Source organism: Psychromonas sp. Urea-02u-13, assembly GCF_002835995.1.
GTDB lineage: Bacteria > Pseudomonadota > Gammaproteobacteria > Enterobacterales > Psychromonadaceae > Psychromonas.
The window spans coordinates 16,861-36,818 of the sequence record NZ_PJBZ01000076.1; the positions used below are offsets into that span (position 1 = coordinate 16,861).

General features: G+C 39.1%; 19 protein-coding genes and 1 rRNA gene. 18 read left to right on the forward strand and 2 right to left on the reverse strand.

The annotated features are described in order from the left end of the window. Positions 1 to 272: 272 nt before the first annotated feature. The 7 genes from CXF74_RS15145 (at position 273) to rpoS (ending at position 5,778) form a co-directional block, all read left to right on the forward strand. The gene (locus CXF74_RS15145; protein ID WP_232772544.1) at positions 273 to 839 is read left to right on the forward strand and encodes a phosphopyruvate hydratase; all 567 of its coding nucleotides are present in this window, start codon (positions 273 to 275) and stop codon (positions 837 to 839) included. 79 nt (positions 840 to 918) lie between these two features. After that, a complete protein-coding gene (gene ftsB, locus CXF74_RS15150) occupies positions 919 to 1,194 on the forward strand; it encodes a cell division protein FtsB (RefSeq protein ID WP_101083374.1) in 276 nt (91 codons plus the stop codon). A gap of 27 nt (positions 1,195 to 1,221) precedes the next feature. Next, the gene (ispD, locus tag CXF74_RS15155) at positions 1,222 to 1,905 is read left to right on the forward strand and encodes a 2-C-methyl-D-erythritol 4-phosphate cytidylyltransferase (RefSeq protein WP_101083375.1); all 684 of its coding nucleotides are present in this window, start codon (positions 1,222 to 1,224) and stop codon (positions 1,903 to 1,905) included. A gap of 2 nt (positions 1,906 to 1,907) precedes the next feature. Continuing rightward, positions 1,908 to 2,393, forward strand: a complete 486-nt coding sequence (gene ispF, locus CXF74_RS15160) for a 2-C-methyl-D-erythritol 2,4-cyclodiphosphate synthase (protein ID WP_101083376.1) — start codon at positions 1,908 to 1,910, stop codon at positions 2,391 to 2,393. Then, the gene (gene truD, locus CXF74_RS15165; RefSeq protein WP_101083377.1) at positions 2,390 to 3,457 is read left to right on the forward strand and encodes a tRNA pseudouridine(13) synthase TruD; all 1,068 of its coding nucleotides are present in this window, start codon (positions 2,390 to 2,392) and stop codon (positions 3,455 to 3,457) included. The genes ispF and truD overlap by 4 nt, the downstream gene beginning before the upstream one ends. Positions 3,458 to 3,829: 372 nt before the next feature. Then, entirely contained in the window at positions 3,830 to 4,723 is an 894-nt protein-coding gene (locus CXF74_RS15170; RefSeq protein ID WP_101083378.1) for a peptidoglycan DD-metalloendopeptidase family protein, read from the forward strand. Positions 4,724 to 4,845: 122 nt separating this feature from the next. Further along, positions 4,846 to 5,778 carry an RNA polymerase sigma factor RpoS gene (rpoS, locus tag CXF74_RS15175; protein ID WP_101083391.1) on the forward strand — a complete coding sequence of 311 codons (933 nt, stop codon included), beginning with the start codon at positions 4,846 to 4,848 and terminating at the stop codon, positions 5,776 to 5,778. A gap of 83 nt (positions 5,779 to 5,861) precedes the next feature. On the opposite strand, the gene CXF74_RS15180 is transcribed toward rpoS, so the two are convergent. Then, positions 5,862 to 6,047 carry a DUF3545 family protein gene (locus CXF74_RS15180; protein ID WP_101083379.1) on the reverse strand — a complete coding sequence of 62 codons (186 nt, stop codon included), beginning with the start codon at positions 6,045 to 6,047 and terminating at the stop codon, positions 5,862 to 5,864. Positions 6,048 to 6,240: 193 nt separating this feature from the next. Here CXF74_RS15180 and CXF74_RS22915 point away from each other — a divergent pair, with 193 nt between their 5' ends. The 9 genes from CXF74_RS22915 to groL all read left to right on the forward strand — a co-directional run bounded on the left by CXF74_RS22915 (position 6,241) and on the right by groL (position 16,508). Beyond that, on the forward strand, positions 6,241 to 7,860 hold the full coding sequence (locus tag CXF74_RS22915; RefSeq protein ID WP_101083380.1) for a tetratricopeptide repeat-containing response regulator: 1,620 nt from the start codon (positions 6,241 to 6,243) through the stop codon (positions 7,858 to 7,860). Then, entirely contained in the window at positions 7,860 to 8,384 is a 525-nt protein-coding gene (locus CXF74_RS15190; RefSeq protein ID WP_101083381.1) for a GspH/FimT family pseudopilin, read from the forward strand. Before CXF74_RS22915 ends, CXF74_RS15190 begins: the two co-directional genes overlap by 1 nt. Then, the gene (locus CXF74_RS15195; RefSeq protein WP_101083382.1) at positions 8,378 to 8,992 is read left to right on the forward strand and encodes a prepilin-type N-terminal cleavage/methylation domain-containing protein; all 615 of its coding nucleotides are present in this window, start codon (positions 8,378 to 8,380) and stop codon (positions 8,990 to 8,992) included. The genes CXF74_RS15190 and CXF74_RS15195 overlap by 7 nt, the downstream gene beginning before the upstream one ends. A gap of 521 nt (positions 8,993 to 9,513) precedes the next feature. Beyond that, positions 9,514 to 11,964: a beta-mannosidase gene (locus tag CXF74_RS15200; RefSeq protein WP_232772546.1), complete on the forward strand. Its 2,451-nt coding sequence runs from the start codon at positions 9,514 to 9,516 to the stop codon at positions 11,962 to 11,964. A gap of 74 nt (positions 11,965 to 12,038) precedes the next feature. After that, the gene (locus tag CXF74_RS15205; RefSeq protein ID WP_101083384.1) at positions 12,039 to 13,184 is read left to right on the forward strand and encodes a 3-phenylpropionate MFS transporter; all 1,146 of its coding nucleotides are present in this window, start codon (positions 12,039 to 12,041) and stop codon (positions 13,182 to 13,184) included. A gap of 102 nt (positions 13,185 to 13,286) precedes the next feature. Beyond that, complete coding sequence (locus CXF74_RS15210; RefSeq protein WP_101083385.1) at positions 13,287 to 13,754, forward strand: FxsA family protein; 468 nt, start codon at positions 13,287 to 13,289, stop codon at positions 13,752 to 13,754. A 176-nt stretch (positions 13,755 to 13,930) separates the two neighbouring features. After that, entirely contained in the window at positions 13,931 to 14,173 is a 243-nt protein-coding gene (locus CXF74_RS15215) for a DUF1107 family protein (protein ID WP_101083386.1), read from the forward strand. A 153-nt stretch (positions 14,174 to 14,326) separates the two neighbouring features. After that, entirely contained in the window at positions 14,327 to 14,617 is a 291-nt protein-coding gene (locus CXF74_RS15220; RefSeq protein ID WP_101083387.1) for a co-chaperone GroES, read from the forward strand. Positions 14,618 to 14,870: 253 nt separating this feature from the next. Next, the gene (gene groL / locus CXF74_RS15225) at positions 14,871 to 16,508 is read left to right on the forward strand and encodes a chaperonin GroEL (RefSeq protein ID WP_101083388.1); all 1,638 of its coding nucleotides are present in this window, start codon (positions 14,871 to 14,873) and stop codon (positions 16,506 to 16,508) included. A 238-nt stretch (positions 16,509 to 16,746) separates the two neighbouring features. Here the strand turns inward: groL and CXF74_RS15230 are convergent, their stop codons facing one another. Then, positions 16,747 to 17,565 (reverse strand): SEC-C metal-binding domain-containing protein, encoded by an 819-nt coding sequence (locus CXF74_RS15230; RefSeq protein WP_198552873.1) that lies wholly within the window; start codon positions 17,563 to 17,565, stop codon positions 16,747 to 16,749. A gap of 515 nt (positions 17,566 to 18,080) precedes the next feature. Here CXF74_RS15230 and rrf point away from each other — a divergent pair. Beyond that, positions 18,081 to 18,196 (forward strand): 5S ribosomal RNA (rrf, locus tag CXF74_RS15235). A gap of 269 nt (positions 18,197 to 18,465) precedes the next feature. Next, on the forward strand, positions 18,466 to 19,197 hold the full coding sequence (locus CXF74_RS15240) for a hypothetical protein (protein WP_101083390.1): 732 nt from the start codon (positions 18,466 to 18,468) through the stop codon (positions 19,195 to 19,197). Positions 19,198 to 19,958: the final 761 nt, after the last annotated feature.

Here is a 19,958-nt window from a genome sequence, read left to right on the forward strand (position 1 = left end):
GCAATTAACCACACAGATAAGAAGGCTGAAGGTCTTTGGGGTTAACGCATTGGTTTCGTGGTTGTCTTGTATTATTTATCTCAATGAAAGACTGTTTTTATTTTGAGTTTATTGGAAATATTATAACGGCGTTTAGCGTCAGAAAGAGACCGTCTTCACGGTTATTATTTTTTACCTTTCAATGAAGCTGGCAGGGGGCATTAACAGCATACTTTATATTAATACTTTAGAGTTGATTGTAGTATCATAGCGCTTTTTATTTATGTGGATAAATGATGCAAATAATCATAGAAGTATTAGGTTGGACAAGTGTTGTGTTTTATATATTTTTACTGCTGTTTAACGGCATGAAAAATATGCGTTTAGCCTCTTTTTTATCCGTCGTAAATGATGTGGTGTGGGGGTTTATGATAGGCGTTTTGCCTAAAGTATTACTCAACCTTGTTGTGGGCAGTGTGACGCTTTATCGTTATCTTTGTGATTTCACAGACGCCTCTAAAAAAATAATAAATCTGTTCATGGGACTGATGATCGCGGGATTACTTTATTTTGTTTATTTTGCTGTTAATGATTACCTGGCGAACCCTTCATTAGGTTTGTTGCTCACATGGTTTGATTTTGTATTAATATTAACTGCACTCAGTGTAAAACAGATCCGCTTGTTTCAAGTTATCATGCTGTGCTCTGCGTTTTTAGGTAGTTACGCTTATTATCTTTTAGGTATTGAGCAGATGGTTGTTATTAAAATAATTGTTGCCTTGATAATGCTTTATAAGTTATTGATTCACCCTAGTTTCCCAGAGTTAGAAGAAAAGATAATGTTTTGGAAAAAACTCTAATTATCTATAATCCTTTGATCTTTTTATGCTTTTCTAGGTAATATGGGATTATAAGTGTTGAATTCAAAAAGGTAATACCATGCGTCTGTTCTTTTTTTCTTTACTGTTTGTATTGGCATTAGAGCAATATCATTTGTGGTGGGGTAAAAATGGCGTGCAAGACCATAACCAGCTACAAGAAATGGTTACCCTCGCGCAAGCAAGTAATAACACGTTAATATTGCGTAACAATATGATGTTCTCTGAAATTGATGACCTTAAACGAGGCTCAGAAGCCGTTGAAGAGCGTGCGCGTAATGAGCTTGGTTTAGTGAAAGAAGGAGAAACTTTTTTCCGCATCGTGCCTAAAGAGTAATCGGGCCTTAATAAAGTGAAAAGCATAATGGTGAACAGAAATTTATCTGCAGTGATTCCCGCTGCTGGCATCGGAAAACGTGTTGGTGCAACGATTCCCAAGCAATATTTACCTTTGCTTAATAAAACAATTATTGAGCACAGTTTAGCTCCTTTTCTGGCTCATCCCGCTATCACGCGGGTCATTGTTTCATTGGCTGAAAATGACCAATGGTTTAGCGAACTTCCTGTGGCAAAACATCCCAAAATAGAAACGGTGGTGGGTGGAACAGAGCGAGTTGATTCGGTATTAGCCGCCCTGAATATGATTAACGATGACGATTATGTACTGGTACATGATGCCGCTAGGCCCTGTATTAGGCTTAGCGATATTAATAAATTGATCAATGAAGTTGAAATTAAGCAGCAAGGTGCGATTTTAGCCAGTCAAGTTCGCGATACCATGAAGCGTAGTGATACTAATAATGCCATTACTAAAACCGTAGAGCGGGATAATCTTTGGCATGCATTGACCCCACAAATGTTTATTAATAAACAACTTATTAACGCGATTAATGAAAGTTCACAAGCAGAAAAAATCACCGATGAAGCTTCGGCGCTAGAGATGTCAGGCTTGCCTGTTTCGATTGTAGAAGGGCGTTCTGATAATTTGAAAGTAACACGTGAAGAGGATTTAAAGCTCGCTGCTTTTTACCTCGCTCAAGGAGAATAGAGATGATTCGTATTGGCCATGGTTTTGATGTACATAAATTTGGCGGGCAAGGCCCGATCATTATTGGCGGGATTAAAATCCCTTATCTACAAGGCTTGATCGCACACTCCGATGGTGATGTCACATTACATGCATTATGTGATGCGATTCTTGGCGCCCTTGCGTTAGGCGATATTGGTCACCACTTTCCTGATAATGATGAAAAATATGCAGGTGTTGATAGCAAAGCGCTCTTAAAAGAGGTTTTTCATCACGCGGTGACTAAGGGTTATCATATTGGCAATGTTGATTTAACGATTGTTGCTGAAGAGCCTAAAATGGCGCCTCACATCCAAGCGATGCGTACTGAGATTGCATCACTTTTAAAAACGGACGTGGGTAATGTAAACGTAAAAGCGACCACCACAGAAAAACTTGGCAGTATCGGTCGCTGTGAAGGAATCGCAACACACGCGGTTGTTTTGTTATTAAAAAAGAGTATTGCATGAGCAACGAGCAAGAAAAATTAGAGCAAAGTAGTAATGAAAATCAAGAAGCCAAACAAACGTTTAGCTTAGATTTTAACTTTCTCTCTGGAAAACCTAAAAGTACCGGTGTTTATAAACAGCGTTGTGAAGACTTTATCGTTAAAGAAGACCTTGGTTTTGAATTAACGGGTGAAGGAGAACATGTTTGTTTATGGATACAAAAAATAGGTGAAAATACGCAGTACTTAGCAAAACAATTAGCAAAGTTTGCGGCTATTCCCGCTCGTAATGTCAGTTATGCGGGCCTTAAAGATAGACAAGGTGATACGTGGCAGTGGTTCTCGTTACATATTCCAGGAAAAATCACGCCGGACTTTAGTCTTTTTGAATCGCCAGGAGTCACTATACATAAAGTGATTCGCCATCATAAAAAAATTAAAACCGGCGCGTTAGCGGGTAATTACTTTTCAATTACACTACGTGATATTAGCGATAAAGCAGACGTTGAACTGGCATTAGAGAAAGCCGCACAAGGCGTGCCTAACTACTTTGGCGAACAACGATTTGGTTTTGATGGACATAATGTGGGCTCCGCACTGGCAATGTTCGAAGGGCGAAAAATTAAAGATAGATTCAAACGCGGCATGTACTTGAGTGCGGCCCGAAGCTATCTGTTTAACCAAGTGATTTCTGCAAGAATTGCAGATGCACTTTATAAACAGCCAATGTTAGGTGACTGCGTACAATTTGTTGGTAATCGTTCGTTTTTTCCGCTTCCTGATCTTGGTGAAGAAAGTTTACAGCGTTTACAATCACGTGAAGTTTGCTTAACAGCGCCTTTATGGGGAGCTGGGGAGTTGACCAGTGAGTCAGATGCTAAGGCATACGAAATTAAGACATTAGAAGCTTACCAAGCTTTACAGGCAGGGCTTGCTAACAATGGTTTACGCCAAGAGCGTCGACCGTTGATACTTGTGCCAGAAAAGTTATCGGCGACTTGGCTTGATGAACAAAGTGTGTGCATCGATTTTTATCTACCTTCTGGTTGTTATGCAACCAGCGTGTTGAGAGAGCTAATACAATAAGCTTATTAACGACTCAGGTCGTTGCCCTTTAAGTTGTTCAAGTAAAGCGTCAGTTATCTGTCGATAACTGTGTTGGGAAACGCGTATTTAAACCACTAAATGACGCTTTCCCGCTTTGAACTGGACATAAATGGCTTAGTCTGAGTCGTAACTGCTTATCGTGTTAACTGCTTTAAATAAAGTATTGCGCGAAATAATTATTAAAATAACCCTGATAAATAACCCTGATAAAAGACCCACTAGGTAATGTGAATGTACTAGGCGAATGGTTACTGGAGATAAAATGAAAACAAAACTAAGTCTGTACTTTAATGGCCTACAATCGGTAATTATGGCTCTTTCTGTAGTATTTCCTGTGACGCTAAATTGCTAATGTCGATAAGGCTCCCTTTATTAATTATCTGTTTGTTTAGTCTAGTTGCTTGCTCCTCTCCGAGCGGGCGAGCCCCCGTTTCTGATCTCACATTAAGTGCGAATAACCGATCTGGAACAGATGTTGCTTCTAATTCTAAGCGCCGTGCCTCAAAAAACATTATTAATCAAAAAAATTACACTGTAAAAAAGGGGGATACGTTATATTCCATATCTTGGAGAGCTGGCGTCGATATTAATACGCTAGTGCAACGTAATAAGCTTAAATCACCCTACATTATTAAAAAAGGGCAAGTATTACGTTTAACGGATGAAAAGCCCCGTTATACGAAAACAATAAATAATAAAAGTGATCTATCTTCCCAAAATGTAAACAAAAATAGCAACTCTGCTTGCACAGCTCAAAACTGTAATAAAAACAAGACAAAGGAGCTTGCTCAGAAAAAAACAAAAGCATACTCTGCTAATAAGGTTGATGGAAAAACAATCGCAAAGAAAAGTGAAATAATAAGCAATAAAAAAGTAAGTGATTGGTCTTGGCCTGTAAAAGGCAAGTTAAGCACGCGATTTTCGGCATCGCAATCAGGCATGCAGGGCATTAGCATTGTTAATAAGCGAGGAACTTCCGTACAGGCAGCCTCTTCTGGGAAGGTGGTATATGCCGGTAGCGGATTACGAGGATATGGTAATTTGATTATTATTAAACATAATTACGATTACCTGAGTGCATATGCGCATAATGAGACACTATTAGTACGTGAAAATGAACAGATTAAAGTGGGCCAAAAAATAGCAGTAATGGGGGATAGTGGCAGCGATCATGTCAATCTTCACTTTGAGATCCGTTATCGAGGTAAATCGGTAGATCCATTGCGTTATTTGCCTAAAAGGTAATGTCGTTCATTACAGTGTCATAAAAGATGTTTATCTTTAGGGAGCAAATTATGGTTCATGAAGTCGCAACAATTAAAGCAAAAAAAAATAAAAGCATCGGTGTAGTAAAGGGAGCGTTAAAGATGGTGGAAGCCGGAAAAAGTAAAGTGAAGAAAGCGAAGGTGACTACAAAAAGCCCCAAAGAAGCGGCGACGGTGAAGGTAAGTGCTGCGGACAGTAAAGTAATGGATGCCACTCAGCTTTACCTTGGAGAGATAGGTTTTTCTCCGCTATTAACCGCTCCTGAAGAGGTTTATTACGCAAGGCGCTCATTACGTGGTGATGACGTTGCCCGTAAACGCATGATAGAAAGTAACTTACGTTTAGTGGTTAAAATTTCTCGTCGTTATAATAACCGAGGTTTATCACTATTAGACTTAGTTGAAGAAGGTAATCTTGGCTTGATTCGTGCGGTTGAAAAATTTGACCCTGAGAAAGGTTTTCGTTTTTCCACCTATGCAACATGGTGGATTCGTCAAACGATTGAACGCGCAATAATGAATCAAACACGTACGATTCGATTGCCTATTCACATTGTTAAAAAATTGAATGTCTACCTTAGGACTGCCCGAGAACTTGCTCACAAGTTGACGCATGAGCCAACAGCAGAAGACATTGCAAAAGAACTTGATGTACCGGCAAAAGAAGTCTCTAAAATTCTTAAACTTAACGAGCGCATTAGCTCTGTTGATACACCGATCGGCAATAACTCAGATAAAGAGTTACTTGATATTATTCCTGATCGCAAAGAAGCGACACCGGAACATGAGTTACAAGATAACGATATGAAGTTACGTATTGTTGACTGGTTAGAAGATTTAAACCCTAAACAGCGTGAAGTATTAGCGCGACGATTTGGGCTACTAGGTTACGAAGCCGCTACACTAGAAAATGTAGGTAAAGAGATTGGTTTAACACGTGAACGTGTACGCCAAATTCAGGTTGAGGCATTAAAATGCTTACGTGATGTACTTTCTCAACAAGGTCTTTCAATTGAGTCTTTATTTCAGGTTTAGCCACTTACGTTTAAATTAGATAAACGCTAAACTAAAAGACGCATCAATTGATGCGTTTTTTAGTTTTAGGCGAGCTAAAAAAATCAAATCAAATCGGAAAGTGAAAAAACAAAGCTTTGGTCTATTTCGCGTAACTCCCTCGTTAAACGCTGCTGTGCTTTAATATCTTCTATCTCTCGCCATTTTTGCGCACGAATTGGTTTTTTCTTAGGGCTGAAAAAGAGCGAATCGTCAGTCATCATCTGTGTTTCAATATCGTGCATTTGCATATTTATATCCTCACTAAATTTAATTTAAGCTTTCTCTCGGTAGTTCAACCATACTTGGGGTATATTGCAGTTTTATTAAACATTACTTTAAACCTTTAAAAATAAAGCTTTTTCAATCTCTGGTTTGGTTCGCAAAACAGGCTCATTCAACTAAGCTATACTTTTAACTCTTCAAATTTTAGGCGTTTATCTTATGGCGTTACCGAGTAACTTTTTTTCTAGCCAATCCGTTTTAGTGGTTGATGATATTGATACGATTCGCAGTGCCGTTAAAGGTATGTTGCAGATGTTAGGTTGTAAAAGTATCGCGATTGCTAGTAATGGTGAGCGTGCCTTAGAGCTCTGCCAAGTGACTGAATTTGATTTTATACTCTGTGATTTTAACCTCGGTAAAGGCAAAGATGGTTATCAGCTTTTTGAAGAGTTGAAGTTAAGAGACTTGATGAAACCGAGCACTGTATTTATCTTGATTAGTGCTGAAACGGCATTGCAAGTGGTACATGGTTTAGTGGAGTTACAGCCCGATGATTACCTGTTAAAACCCTTCTCTTACAAAATATTAGAGGCGCGTTTAGTACGTGCGCTTGAAAAGCGTAAAGTGCTTGGCCGTGTTTATGATTGCTTGGCGATTAAAAATTATAAAAAAGCACTTTATGAGTGTGGTAAAGCCTCTCAGGGAAACCCGAAATATAGTTCGCTGATTATGCGTTTAAAAGGGGAGGTATTACTTAATTTAAAACAACCTCAATCCGCCTTTGATCTCTATGACTCTGTTTTAGAATTTAGAGATTTTTCATGGGCAAAGCTGGGTAAAGCAATCTCTTATTACCACTTACAAGACTATAGTAAATCTGCAAAAATATTAAATGAGCTCTGTGAACTGCCGGAAACACGTATTGAAGCATTGAACTGGTTATCAAGTATTTATGCCAAGCGTGAGTGTTACTCGCAAGCAAAAGAAGTGCTTGTTGAGTCGGTTAAGCTTTCCCCTAAAAATATTCCTAGGCAACGTGCATTAGCGAACCTTTCTTTGCTTGAAGGTGATTGGGAAATTGCACAACGCTGCTTTAAAACCGTATTAGACAATACGCGTTTTTCTGTCCATGAGCATATTAGCCATCATTTCAATTACATTCACTGCCTTTTAGACAAAGCAAATTGCAGTAATGAATTACAGCAGGCAAAAGCATTTTCACAATCGCAGGCTGTTTTAAAAAGTGCCTCGCAACGATTTGATAAAGACAGTTTTCACGAACTAGAAAAAATAGTCTTTTCGCGCATAATGATAATGAAAAAATCACTTAAAAGTGCAGCCGAATCGTTACATGACTGTAATACAGAAGTGGTACTCCATTGTGGTCGAGACAGTGGGATAGCACTAGCGAAAGCTTGGTTTGAGTTAGGCGATTATGAGAAATATGATGAAATTATTGCCTTGCTAGAAATGCCTGAAGATGACAATAGTATTGAGGCTATGAGTGATTTATTACTGTTAAAAACTGTGCAAAAAGATAATAAAGATAAAGTGTCTAAACTGCTTGCCTTGAATGATCAGGGCATCAAACTGTTTAAAAGTGGCCTTTACCCTGCTTCAAGTAGCGTCTTTATGGAAGCGCATGACATTATGCCTAATAATGTACAGTTAGCTCTCAACTTAGGGCAGTCGCTATTAAAAGGTTGGCCTGCAAACGAACCTTTTACAAGGAAAAAACGCTTAGCAAAACATTGTATTATTGTTATTGAAGCAAACCAATTGGATGAGCTTGCTACAAAACGCTACCGTGCTATTGAACAAGCACTAAAGGCGGTGTAATGAAAAAGCAAAAAGGGTTTACACTTATTGAACTACTGATTGCTATGTCAGTGTTGATGATTTTAATCTCTATTGCCAGTCCTGCTTATAACCAACTTTTTTCAAAACAAGCATTGGTTGCAAGTGGTGAGCGACTTTTTCAGTTTTTAGGGTTCGCTAAATCACAGTCTATAAAGTACAACAAAAAAGTGTATGTACATTTTTGCCAGCAAGGTTCGACTCAAAAATGGAGAATGGCCATGAGTGAAGATACTAGCTGTGACTGTTTTGTTGAAAATAGCTGTGTTTTAAACGGGGCCCAACATAATGTGATATTAAGTGATGGAAACTTGGTATTTACCTCGCCGAGTGACATTACTTTTACCGGGTTACAAGCATCCTATAACCCGATGCGATTCTCAGTGAATGCGGGTAGCATTACTTTAAGTGATAACAACGGCTATAAATTAAAAGTGATTCAGTCTGTCATGCGACTAAGAATATGCACGCCAGAGAGCGAACAACTGGGATATAAACAATGTTAAACATACACGCCAAAGACCGCCAACATGGATTTTCATTAGTTGAATTGCTTATTGCTTTGCTGCTCGGCTCAGTATTGCTTGCGATGATCATTGGTTTATATGTCACTGGTGTTTCTACGGGCGCCAAAAGTTTAAAATACTCGCGCTTACGTACTGATTTACAATCTATTATTGCCATAATGGAAACGGATATTCGTCGCGCGGGTTACGGTGGCGAAAATTATCTTGTTGGCGCAACGGGTGATAAAGGCATTGATATTAATAGTGGCGGAGATTGCATTGTTTATTATTATAACCATAACAGTTCAGTAACATTGGAAAGCAGTAATCAAATGGCTTTTAGCTTTAAAGACAGCACCATCAAATTCAAAACGGGTGTGGGTCAAGTGGCCAATACCGTGTGCGCGGTAACAACAGGTTGGACTGATGTGTCAGATGACCAATTTATTAGCATTACCGATCTCGCTTTTACTGAAAGCATCACTTCTAGTGCATCTGCCACGATACGTAGCGTGAAAATAGAATTGGCAGGAGAACTTGTTTCCGACAGTGCTTATACACATGCGATAACAACACGTGTACAAGTGCGAAATTTAGAGTTTAATTAGTACCAAGCGCATTTAATTTGTGATCCGTCTTGCTTGTTAAAACGAGCGCTATCTACGTTATGAATTTGGAAAGGAGAATAACTACTTCCAGCAACTCATACCTTGCTAGCACTCATTTTTCCTACGCGATACAAGATCACATATTTAAGGCACTTGGTATAAACAGAATCTCATCGGTTTGTTGCATCCTAGCAAGTTCCCCGTTTATCCCATGAACTACTCGCCATTTCGCCTTCGCTAGTTATAAAATACCCATACAAAAAATAACCAACTATTTAATACCAATTCCACTAAGTAACGGATCAATCTTGCTGGTTAAAAGAAGTGATTTCCGCGTTGTAAGTTTTGTAAAGGGAACAACCATTAATCATTAAATGGTTAGTTTCATTTAATGTGCGGTAGAGGATTAACGCAGTTAATCGCTCGTTAGCACAGCAACTTTCGCCTTGAACTCGCTTATTTTTCCTGCGCAATATTAGACCATTAAATTAATGGAACTGGTATAAGTTCATTTGGAGTGAATGATGCACATTTCCCTTAACGGTCAATGGTCTGTTGACTGTATTAATACTGATGAAGTCTCTAAGAAAGAGATTAATAATCTTGCTATCACCTTACCGGGCGATATTCATAGTGCGCTAATTGATGCTGGGAAAATGGAATCTCCTTATTGGGCGACCAATGAAAAACAGGTGCAATGGGTTGGCGAAAGTGAATGGTTATTACACCGTAACTTTGAGTTAAGCCAGGCACAATGTGACGTAGCAAGCTTAGATCTGTCTATCGAGTATTTAGATACGATTGCAGAAATAAAAATAAACAATCACGTCATTGCCACGAGTCGTAATATGTTTGTAGCATTAAAGCTGAATATATTACCCTTTATAAATGTTGGCTCAAATCGCATTGAAATCCTATTAAAACGCGCCGATCTTGCCGCCAAAGCGGAAGCTGAAAAACTGCCATTCCCTATTCCATGGGCGGTGGGTAATAACAAAGTGCCACATATGAACACATTGCGCAAAGCACAATGCCATGCAGGTTGGGATTGGGGGATTTGTCTTTTAGTGGCTGGCGTTTATGGTGATATCACGCTAACCCCGATTGAAAAAACACGTTTAGTCGCAGTGCAAACAGATCAAGTTTGGCAGGGGAATACCTGTGAATTAAGTGTCTCGGTTGAGTATAAAAAACTGAATACACAGAGTGACCAAGTGACGGTGAATTTTGCTGACCAAGAAGTTGTCTGTGAATTAGATCTGCTGAATAATAGTCAGGTGTTTTCCTTTGTGATTGAAGACGCCAAACGCTGGTGGCCAGCAGGTTACGGTGATGCACATTTATATGATTTAAGTGTCTCGCTAGACAATCAAACAATTAACAAAAAGATCGGCCTGCGCGAATTGCGTTTAATCACAGAAGAAGACGCGGTTGGTTCAAGCATGATGTTTGAAGTGAATGGGTTTCCAATCACAGCGAAAGGCGCTAACTGGATCCCACTGGATGCGATGCCTGGGTTAAACAGCGATCAACGCTATCGCAAGCTATTAACCGATGCGCACGCGGCTAATATGAATATGATTCGTGTATGGGGTGGCGGTATCTATGAACACGATATTTTTTATGAATTATGTGATGAATTAGGATTGTTAGTTTGGCAGGACTTAATGTTCTCCTGTGCGCTTTATCCATCAACCCCTGACTTTGTTAAAAATGTTGTTGAAGAAGTCGATTACCAAATCAAACGATTACGTAATCACAGTTGTATTGCTCTGTGGTGTGGAGACAATGAAGTGATTGGTGCAATCGGTTGGTATCCAGAGTCGAAACAAAATCGTGAAAAGTATGTAGTTAACTATGACCGTTTGAATCGCGCCCTTGAAGAAACGGTATTAAATGCCGATAGTAGCCGCCGTTTTTGGGCAAGCTCCCCGTGTAATGGCGAGCTTGATTTTGGCGATGCATGGCATGACGATAACCGTGGTGATATGCATTACTGGGATGTATGGCATTCGGGTAAATCGATTGATGCTTATACAACCATCAATCCACGTTTTTGTAGTGAGTTTGGTTTTCAATCTTGGCCTTCATTGCCAACCGTTAAACAGTTTGCACCAAAGGAAGATTGGAATATTACCTCGCCTTCCTTTGAGGGACACCAAAAGAATGGCCGTGGTAACTCTATTATTACTGAAATGTTTACCCGTTATTACCGTTTTCCAAAAAGCTTCGAGCAAATGTTGTACCTGAGTCAAGTACAGCAATCGGTCGCGATTAAAACTGCCAGCGAATACTGGCGTGCGATTAAACCGATTAATCGCGGTATTCTCTATTGGCAGTTAAATGATTGTTGGCCAGTGAGTTCATGGTCATCAATTGAATATGATGGACGTTGGAAGCAATTGCATTATCAAACCGCGCGATTCTTTGCGCCGTTATTAGCCGTGTTTGTAAAGTCAGATGAGACATTACGCCTACAAGTGGTGAACGATAATCGCCAAGCGTATGAAGTGAGTGGTGAGCTAATATGGCAATCATGGGCGGGTGACACTTTACATCAAGAGGCTATTAATGCCTCTATTGAAGCCGATGGTAATGTTGAAGTCTGGTCGTGGGACTTAGATAAAATTAAAGGCCGTGAAGATGAAGGTTTCTTTTATGTGAAACTCTCTAATGGTGATACTGATTTTAATAATACTTACTTCAGTGCTAAAGCAAAACAATGCCGATTTGTAGAGCCGACATTAACTATTGAAGTAGCGCAAGTTAAAGAGGTCATTGAAGTGACGCTAAGCACTGATAATCCTGCATTCTTTATGCATTTAGAATATCAAGGGAAGGGGCGTTTTAGTGATTCAAGCTTTACCTTATTAGCGGGAGAAACACGCACCATCGAGTATTTTGGTGAGGCGAGTTTAGCGCAACTTAAAGCGGGGTTAACTGTTTACGATCTCTATCATAGTTATGCGTAAGACTGTATTCTAAGTTTTATTTTTATCATAAGGCTAGTTTGCAAAAACTAGCCTTTATTTTTTAAGGGATTAACTTGTTTACTCTTTCTGCCAAAACGTGGTTAACCACCTATTTTATAAACTTCTATTTTATCTGGGGGATCTTTCTGCCTTTTTGGGGCATTTGGCTAACCGGTCAAGGGGTGACCACAGAGCAAGTAGGCGTGCTTTTTTCGGTTGGTTTAGTCTTACGCTTTGTCAGTAGTTTGAGCATCTTGCCCAGAGTCTCCAGTGGCAGCGCAACACTGAGACTTATCCGAATATTGGCATTTATTACCCTGCTTTGCTTTGCCTCTCTATTTTACCTTAAAGGTTATATGTGGCTGGCCTCATTAACATTACTCGTTAACTTTATGATGGCCCCTATGATGCCACTTGGCGATATTGTCGGTAGTCGCTTAGTACAGCAAATTCAGCTTGATTATGGTCGTGTGCGATTATGGGGTTCGGTCAGCTTTATTGCCGGATCAACAGTGGTGGGTTGGCTGATTGTTGATTATGGTTTACAAGCTATACTTGCGTTGATTGTACTGACTTGTGTGGTGCTGTGGGTATTCGCACTCGCAAGGCTTAGCCCAAATTTAGTAGATAATATTGAGACGGGTGAAAGTAAAAAAACATCGTTATTAAAAACACTTAAAAAACCAGAAGTGATTTTGTTTCTACTGATTGTTGGTTTTATACAGGGTAGCCATGGCGCTTATTATGCTTTTAGTACGATATATTGGGATAGCTTAGGCATTGCAGGAAGTACGATTGCCTGGTTATGGGCAATCTCAGTATTTGCAGAAGTGTTGATTTTACGTTTTAACAGTAAGTTATTTGGCCGATGGAGCATCAAGCAGATGTTATTGCTCGGTTTAGTGGGCGGAATCGTTCGCTGGTGGGTACTTTCTATCACGGATGACGTTTACCTACTGGCGCTTGTGCAGACATTACATGCACTCACTTTTGCAGTGACGCATCTGGCTGCCATTCGTTATATTAGCCAGCAAAAACCTTCGGAGCTAGTGACTTATCAGAGTCTCTATTCAGGCATTGCATTAGGCTTGCTGATGGCACTGTTTACTTATATAGCAGGGGTTAGCTACGAAACATTACAGGGTGACCTGTTCTTATTGTCAGCCGCATTATTACTGCCTGTTTTTGTGTTTATTAAATTGTGGAAAGTAAATAGTTGAACTTTTAGTGAATCACAATGACTAATTAAATGATGAGGCACCTTGAAATGGCATAAAATGCCCATATATAATAATTACAATAACATTATTCTAGGATCTATTATGTTTGCAAGATTATTTGTTTTATTTACAGCTGTTTCATTATTAGAAATTTTTGTACTGGTGAAAGTGGGCAGTTTCTTAGGTGCATTGCCGACAGTGGCATTGGTCATTGTTACCGCATTAATTGGATCCGCATTAGTGCGTAGCCAAGGTTTACAGTTGATACAGCAATATCAGCAACGTATTGCAAAAGGTGAAATGCCAGGTCAACAATTAGTTGAAGGCCTTATGCTTATTATTACCGGTGTCTTGCTTGTTACGCCGGGTTTTGTAACCGATTTTTGTGGATTGATGTTACTTCAGCCATCTATTCGTGGCGCGATTGCTAAAACATTATTAGCAAATATTAAATTCTCTCCTGCTGCCATGTCAGGCGGTTTTTCACAGACTCAATCCGGGTTCTCAAAGCCCAATATTGATAGTGATGTGATTGAAGGTGAATTTGAGCGCAAAGACGATGGAAAATAGAGTTTGTTGAGGATAATCACAAAAGTAATTTTTTTGTCAGTTAAAAGGCCAGTTTAATAAATTAAACACGTTAAATAACTGGCTTTGTTTTGTTTTTACTCTAAATTCATTGTTTTGTAACAAAAGGGCGTTACATTAGCGCCACTAAAAAATTGAGTCACCCAAAAGGATTAATTGTGGATATTAAGAGTTCAATAACACTAAGAAGCTTTAAAAAATATCATCCTCGACAAATTGCAAAATTTGTAAAAGGTTTTTTTAATGGCCGCATTTTCATTGTAGGTTTAGGCCGCTTAAGAGTTATTGAAGGGCGTGTTGTTGCTTATCAACATCAAAAAACAGAAAAAAGCATTCTTATCGTTGTCAGTGAAATTAATAAGATTGTTGCAGAGATGTCGCAACGAAAATTAACGGTTTAATCAAACCTTATTTAGATTGATAATCCGCATTTAAAAATGCGGATTTTTTTTGTCTAAAATCTCCCATTACACTTGATTCTCAATAGAACACCCCCATCTGTATTTATAAACTTACTCCCTATTATTTTTAAGTATTATTTTTAAGGAATCACAATGACTATTCGTCCATTACATGATCGCATTATTTTAAAACGTACTGAGCAAGAAACTAAATCTGCTGGTGGCATCGTATTAACAGGCAGCGCAGCAGCAAAATCAACTCGTGGTGAAGTTATTGCCGTGGGTAATGGTCGAATTCTAGAAAATGGCGAAGTACGCCCATTAGACGTAAAAGTTGGCGATATTGTTATTTTCAGTGAAGGTTACGGCCTAAAAACTGAAAAAATTGAAGGCGAAGAAGTACTGATTTTAAGCGAAAATGACATTCTGGCAATTGTTGAATAAGGATTGGCTTCAATATTACTTGCGATTTTGTTTTTAAAATAGCCAGTCATTTAGGATCGGCTTCAACATTAGTTGCGATTTTGTTTTTAAAATGTCCTGTCATTTAAGGCTTTTTGGAAATAATTTATCGCAACTTATTTTGTAACGATCCCTTAAGGCTTTTTGGAAACAATTTATCACAAGTTATTTTGTAACGATCCCTAACCACGTTAAAATTTAGTGACTCACTATAAAAATTTATAAGGAAAAGAACATGTCTGCAAAAGAAGTAAAATTTGGTAATGACTCTCGCCTAAAAATGTTAGCTGGCGTAAATGTATTAGCTGATGCTGTTAAAGTAACATTAGGTCCTAAAGGCCGTAATGTTGTTATCGATAAAAGCTTTGGCGCACCGCACATCACTAAAGATGGCGTAACCGTTGCTAAAGAAATCGAACTTGATGATAAGTTTGAAAACATGGGCGCACAAATGGTTAAAGAAGTTGCTTCTCAAACCAATGATGCAGCGGGTGACGGAACAACAACAGCAACAGTACTTGCACAATCAATCATCACTGAAGGTCTTAAAGCCGTTGCTGCTGGCATGAACCCGATGGATCTTAAACGTGGTATCGATAAAACAGTTAAAGCGGCTGTTGCAGAGTTGAAAAAACTTTCAACACCTTGTTCAGACTCGAAAGCAATCACACAAGTAGGTACTATCTCTGCAAACTCAGATACTGAGATTGGCGAGATCATTGCTTCTGCAATGCAGAAAGTAGGTAACGAAGGTGTTATCACTGTTGAAGAAGGCCAAGGCCTTGAAAATGAGTTAGACGTTGTTGAAGGTATGCAATTTGACCGTGGTTACTTATCTCCTTACTTCATGACAAATCAAGAAGCTGGAACGGTTGAGCTTGAAAGCCCATACATCTTATTAGTTGATAAGAAAATCGGCAACATCCGTGAACTACTACCAACACTAGAAGCCGTTGCTAAAGCCTCTAAACCATTATTGATTATTGCTGAAGATGTTGAAGGCGAAGCGCTTGCTACATTAGTGGTAAACAACATGCGTGGTATCGTTAAAGTTGCTGCTGTTAAAGCACCTGGTTTCGGTGACCGTCGTAAAGCAATGTTACAAGATATTGCTATGCTAACTGCCGGTACAGTTATCTCTGAAGAGATTGGTTTAGACCTTGAAAAAGTACAACTTGAAGATTTAGGTCAAGCTAAACGTGTTGTTATCAGTAAAGATGAAACAACGATCATCGATGGTATTGGTGATGAAGAAACAATCAAAGCACGCGTAAGCCAAATTAAACAACAAATCGAAGCTTCAAGCTCTGATTACGATAAAGAGAAACTTCAAGAACGCTCTGCAAAATTAGCAGGCGGTGTTGCTGTCATTAAAGTTGGCGCAGCCACTGAAGTTGAAATGAAAGAGAAAAAAGACCGTGTAGATGATGCACTTCATGCAACACGCGCAGCGGTTGAAGAAGGCGTTGTTGCGGGTGGTGGTGTTGCACTAGTACGCGTTGCAGGTCTACTTAAAGATCTTAAAGGCGACAATGACGAACAAAACGTAGGTATTCGTGTAGCACTTCGTGCAATGGAATCTCCACTACGTCAAATCGTTGCTAACTGTGGTGAAGAAGCATCTGTTGTTACTAACAACGTTCAAAAAGGCGAAGGTAACTACGGTTACAACGCAACAACTGGCGAATACGGTGACATGTTAGAAATGGGTATTCTTGACCCAACTAAAGTAACACGTAGCGCATTACAGTTCGCTGCTTCTGTTGCTGGTCTGATGATCACAACTGAATGTATGATCACTGATGCAACAGTTGATTCTCCTGCTGCTATGCCTGATATGGGCGGCATGGGTGGAATGGGCGGTATGATGTAATCCCTTTCATCAGTTATTAACAGTTTGAAATAGAAAGGCCACTGGAAACAGTGGCCTTTTTTTTTGCTTTGGATTTTGTTGAGTGTTGAACGCTGCTTAGTGAAGTTTAGCCAAAATATTGGAGTGTCCTATTTTATTACTTTTTCACGAAAACAGTTAGATAGGGTAGTTTTATACTGTATTAGCGAACTTAATAATAAAAAAAGTAATCAAGGGAAAAGGTGAGAACTGACCTCCATTATTTTAAGAGGCAGCATCTCTTATATTTCAAACCACTCTTACAAGGGCATTGCTCATTTCTTCCCACCTTTTCTCCAGAAACAGTAGGTCTATTTTTTGGAAGGTTATGTGTTGGCTTCATTGTATCGGGAGTTGGCTGACCTATGACCATTGTAGGGCCTAGCCCAACAACCCACATACCGCCACCGGGTTCTATTACCTTACACGAATATTCTTCGTCAAATGTTTTAAGTATTTCATGGGCTATTTGTCTCATCGATACAGCTATCAGATCAGAGAATGTTTGATCATGGCCAGAGGAGTCTGTTTTCTTCCAGCCCATTGAAGTTCCTGACTTTAAAGCCACAAACTTAGGATCTACAGTGGGAGATACATGATTAACTTCCTTGTTTGCTAGAAAAGTAACAATGTCTTTTCGACTAAACTCCTGCTTCTTTTCATTGATGAATACAATACCGTGCCACCATTTATCAAATGATATTTTTTGGGTTTGTAGCCCGCAATCAAGCAATGGATAAGTTGTAACTTTCGAACTTCCAATATGAACTTGGATGAGTCCTGCATGTGGTTTGGTATTTCCTTCGATAACTGGTTGAGCTGAGTCAACAAATCTTGAATCCAAGAGGTCAAGTTGATGGAGGAGAGAGTCAGATTTAGCTGTATCATGTAAAAGAGTTCTTGCCGCGGATGCTAGACGTTTTGCTTCAGGTATTATGCGTTCTTCATCAAAGATTTTAGCTGATGATTTTAAGTAATATACTGATTCATCAAAGAACTCCTGTAGTTCTTCACGAGAACGTGGAATCTCTCTTCCCATTTGATGGTTCCTATTGTTAGCGATAAAAAAAAGACCACTTAATGATAAGCGGTCTTTTAATGGTGCAGATATATAGGTTAGAAGCCTATACATGAGAGCACTTCAATATTCTTGACTAGATAATTCTAGCGCAATTAAAGTGCTTAGTATAGTTTGCATGTTTAAGAGTATGCTGTATTATATAATCATTCAAGAATAATGCGAACTGGCATCGAAGCGAATTAACTCAACTAGCGCCTTAGAACAGCGATTTTATGGTCTAGAAAAGAGTGCAGAACTGGATTTGAACCCCAGTGCCCCCGATAACAGTGAGTACTTCAATATTCTTGACGAAGTTGTACCTGATTCGTGATCTGCATTCCGCATATGGCTAAACGACAGGGTGCTCACTCCGCTTTAAGGAGTACTTTAAGATGGAATTACTAGCAGCCTTTCTAACTGTTGTTTGGTGTCTGTTTTGTATCATTGAAAAATGTATCGAATTATATAACAAATACAAGTAACCGCTTAACATGATTGGCAATCATAGCGTTATAGAACCACCTGATTCCATTTCGAACTCAGAAGTGAAATATAACTGCGCCGATGGTAGTGTAAGGTTTCCTTATGCGAGAGTAGGTCATTGCCAACACCCCCTTCCTACTCTATGAGTAATCTATTTTACCTAATGCAATTCAACACTATTGCTTATTGTCAAATAGCTGAAAAGAACTTCCCACTCAACTTACATTACAGAACGAAATCTCAATATTTCAGTAATACCTTATTGTAACTTTTCACTAAATAGAGAAAGCACACGTAAGAACCTGCTCGATTAAATTAATGACGTAAAAATTTACTGGATAACATATTAACCTCCTTTATTAGAGAGGTCGTGGTTATATATGCAAGGAATAAAGAATGATTGAAATACGTAAAGATATAGATGGCGAAGAGGGCGGTTCACTGGTCGTTCAAATTGAACAGGTGAAAAACTTCTTGCATGGTGAAGCTCTGAAGGTTCGTCACTTTGAGAATATTAAGTACATTATGCTAGGCAATCAGGTTAGTTATAATGATGCTCACAGTCGCTATGCTGAGTTTTTACAAGGTAAGGAAGGACTTAAGATCCGACCTTTCGGAGCACATGGAGTAGACATGAGTGATTTTTTTGCGACCTCACATGGTACAACATCATTTGATACGTTCAGCATCTACATGTGTAATTTAGGGCTCCTTATAGGTTTAAAAGAGCTAATGGATAGCGGTCAAAGCTATAAAGCGCTAATGGATGATTACAAAGTGGTTAAATCACATTGTAAGCAGGTACAAGAGAAGTTAGTTCCTGAGGAAGTTCTAGTTTGGCGAAACAAAGTAGCAGCTCACTATGCATTAGCTGATGCTCGTAAAGATGATAATTTAGCGACTCTAATGCAGAGTGTTAACAGCTGGCCGTGTTACTCAGGTTCATACTATGCTGTTGGGGCTTTTAAGTTTGGGTTAGGTGATGATGTTTCACAAATACCTGAGTGGAGCTTAACAAAGGTATATGACTCTCTTTGTCCTGATGTGTTTAGTAAACCATTACCTAGTAACCTTGGCGAGACATTCAAAGCGGCTGTAGAAAAAGAAAAGTCTGAAGCTACTCAGTAAGGTAATAATTCGCGAAGTTAGTTTCGCGCGAATGGGGGCAGGTCTTTCATTTTGCATTGTGGTTCGTCAAGCTCATCCAGTCCTCAACTAAACCTAAGTTACAGTGGTTTCGCCTTGTTGGCGACTTTACTTTTCTCTCAACAGCAAGAGAAAAGTAAGCAAAAGAGTGCCGTTCCGAACCATTTTTTATTCTGCTAAAAAGCATAACTTCTTAACGCACCGCGCCTGAATGCACATCCCTGTGCATGCAGGCACTAAGGAAATCATCCATGATTTCCTTTGCTAAAGTTATTCTTTCCAGCAGAAAAATGGAACGGAAACTTTGTGTATACGCATTGATACTATTCCATTAATTAAATGAAAAGTCCCTGTGGGCGTAATTGGGAACACTCATAGTTTTCACTCAGTAGTGCCTTTAGCGAATGAAGAACCGAAATGCAGTTTCGCAGTCTGAAGTAGCAAGTGAGTGCCGTTCCGAACCATTTTATATTCTACTAAAACGTATAACGTATAACTTATTAACGCAGCGTAGTTGAATGCACATCCATGTGCATGCAACTACTAATGAAATCATCCATGATTTCCTTTGCTAAAGTCATACTTTTCAGCAGAAAAATGGAACGGAAAATTTGTGTATACGCAGTGATGCTGTTCCATTAAGTAAATATTGGTTTGCTTTTTATTTGTGTCGTAAATAGGAAACTATAAACTCGTAATTTATATTGCTCTATGCAGGTATCACGGATCCCGTGTGTATTTTC

Bases quoted from the DNA above. Each gene is read 5' to 3' on its own strand.
- CXF74_RS15240 (WP_101083390.1), top strand. From the start codon at position 18,466: ATGATTGAAATACGTAAAGATATAGATGGCGAAGAGGGCGGTTCACTG.
- truD (WP_101083377.1), top strand. From the start codon at position 2,390: ATGAGCAACGAGCAAGAAAAATTAGAGCAAAGTAGTAATGAAAATCAA.
- ispF (WP_101083376.1), top strand. From the start codon at position 1,908: ATGATTCGTATTGGCCATGGTTTTGATGTACATAAATTTGGCGGGCAA.
- rpoS (WP_101083391.1), top strand. From the start codon at position 4,846: ATGGTGGAAGCCGGAAAAAGTAAAGTGAAGAAAGCGAAGGTGACTACA.
- CXF74_RS15180 (WP_101083379.1), bottom strand. From the start codon at position 6,047: ATGCAAATGCACGATATTGAAACACAGATGATGACTGACGATTCGCTC.
- groL (WP_101083388.1), top strand. From the start codon at position 14,871: ATGTCTGCAAAAGAAGTAAAATTTGGTAATGACTCTCGCCTAAAAATG.
- CXF74_RS15210 (WP_101083385.1), top strand. From the start codon at position 13,287: ATGTTTGCAAGATTATTTGTTTTATTTACAGCTGTTTCATTATTAGAA.
- CXF74_RS15200 (WP_232772546.1), top strand. From the start codon at position 9,514: ATGATGCACATTTCCCTTAACGGTCAATGGTCTGTTGACTGTATTAAT.
- ispD (WP_101083375.1), top strand. From the start codon at position 1,222: ATGGTGAACAGAAATTTATCTGCAGTGATTCCCGCTGCTGGCATCGGA.
- CXF74_RS15230 (WP_198552873.1), bottom strand. From the start codon at position 17,565: ATGGGAAGAGAGATTCCACGTTCTCGTGAAGAACTACAGGAGTTCTTT.
- CXF74_RS15220 (WP_101083387.1), top strand. From the start codon at position 14,327: ATGACTATTCGTCCATTACATGATCGCATTATTTTAAAACGTACTGAG.
- CXF74_RS15145 (WP_232772544.1), top strand. From the start codon at position 273: ATGATGCAAATAATCATAGAAGTATTAGGTTGGACAAGTGTTGTGTTT.
- CXF74_RS22915 (WP_101083380.1), top strand. From the start codon at position 6,241: ATGGCGTTACCGAGTAACTTTTTTTCTAGCCAATCCGTTTTAGTGGTT.
- CXF74_RS15195 (WP_101083382.1), top strand. From the start codon at position 8,378: ATGTTAAACATACACGCCAAAGACCGCCAACATGGATTTTCATTAGTT.
- CXF74_RS15190 (WP_101083381.1), top strand. From the start codon at position 7,860: ATGAAAAAGCAAAAAGGGTTTACACTTATTGAACTACTGATTGCTATG.
- ftsB (WP_101083374.1), top strand. From the start codon at position 919: ATGCGTCTGTTCTTTTTTTCTTTACTGTTTGTATTGGCATTAGAGCAA.
- CXF74_RS15170 (WP_101083378.1), top strand. From the start codon at position 3,830: ATGTCGATAAGGCTCCCTTTATTAATTATCTGTTTGTTTAGTCTAGTT.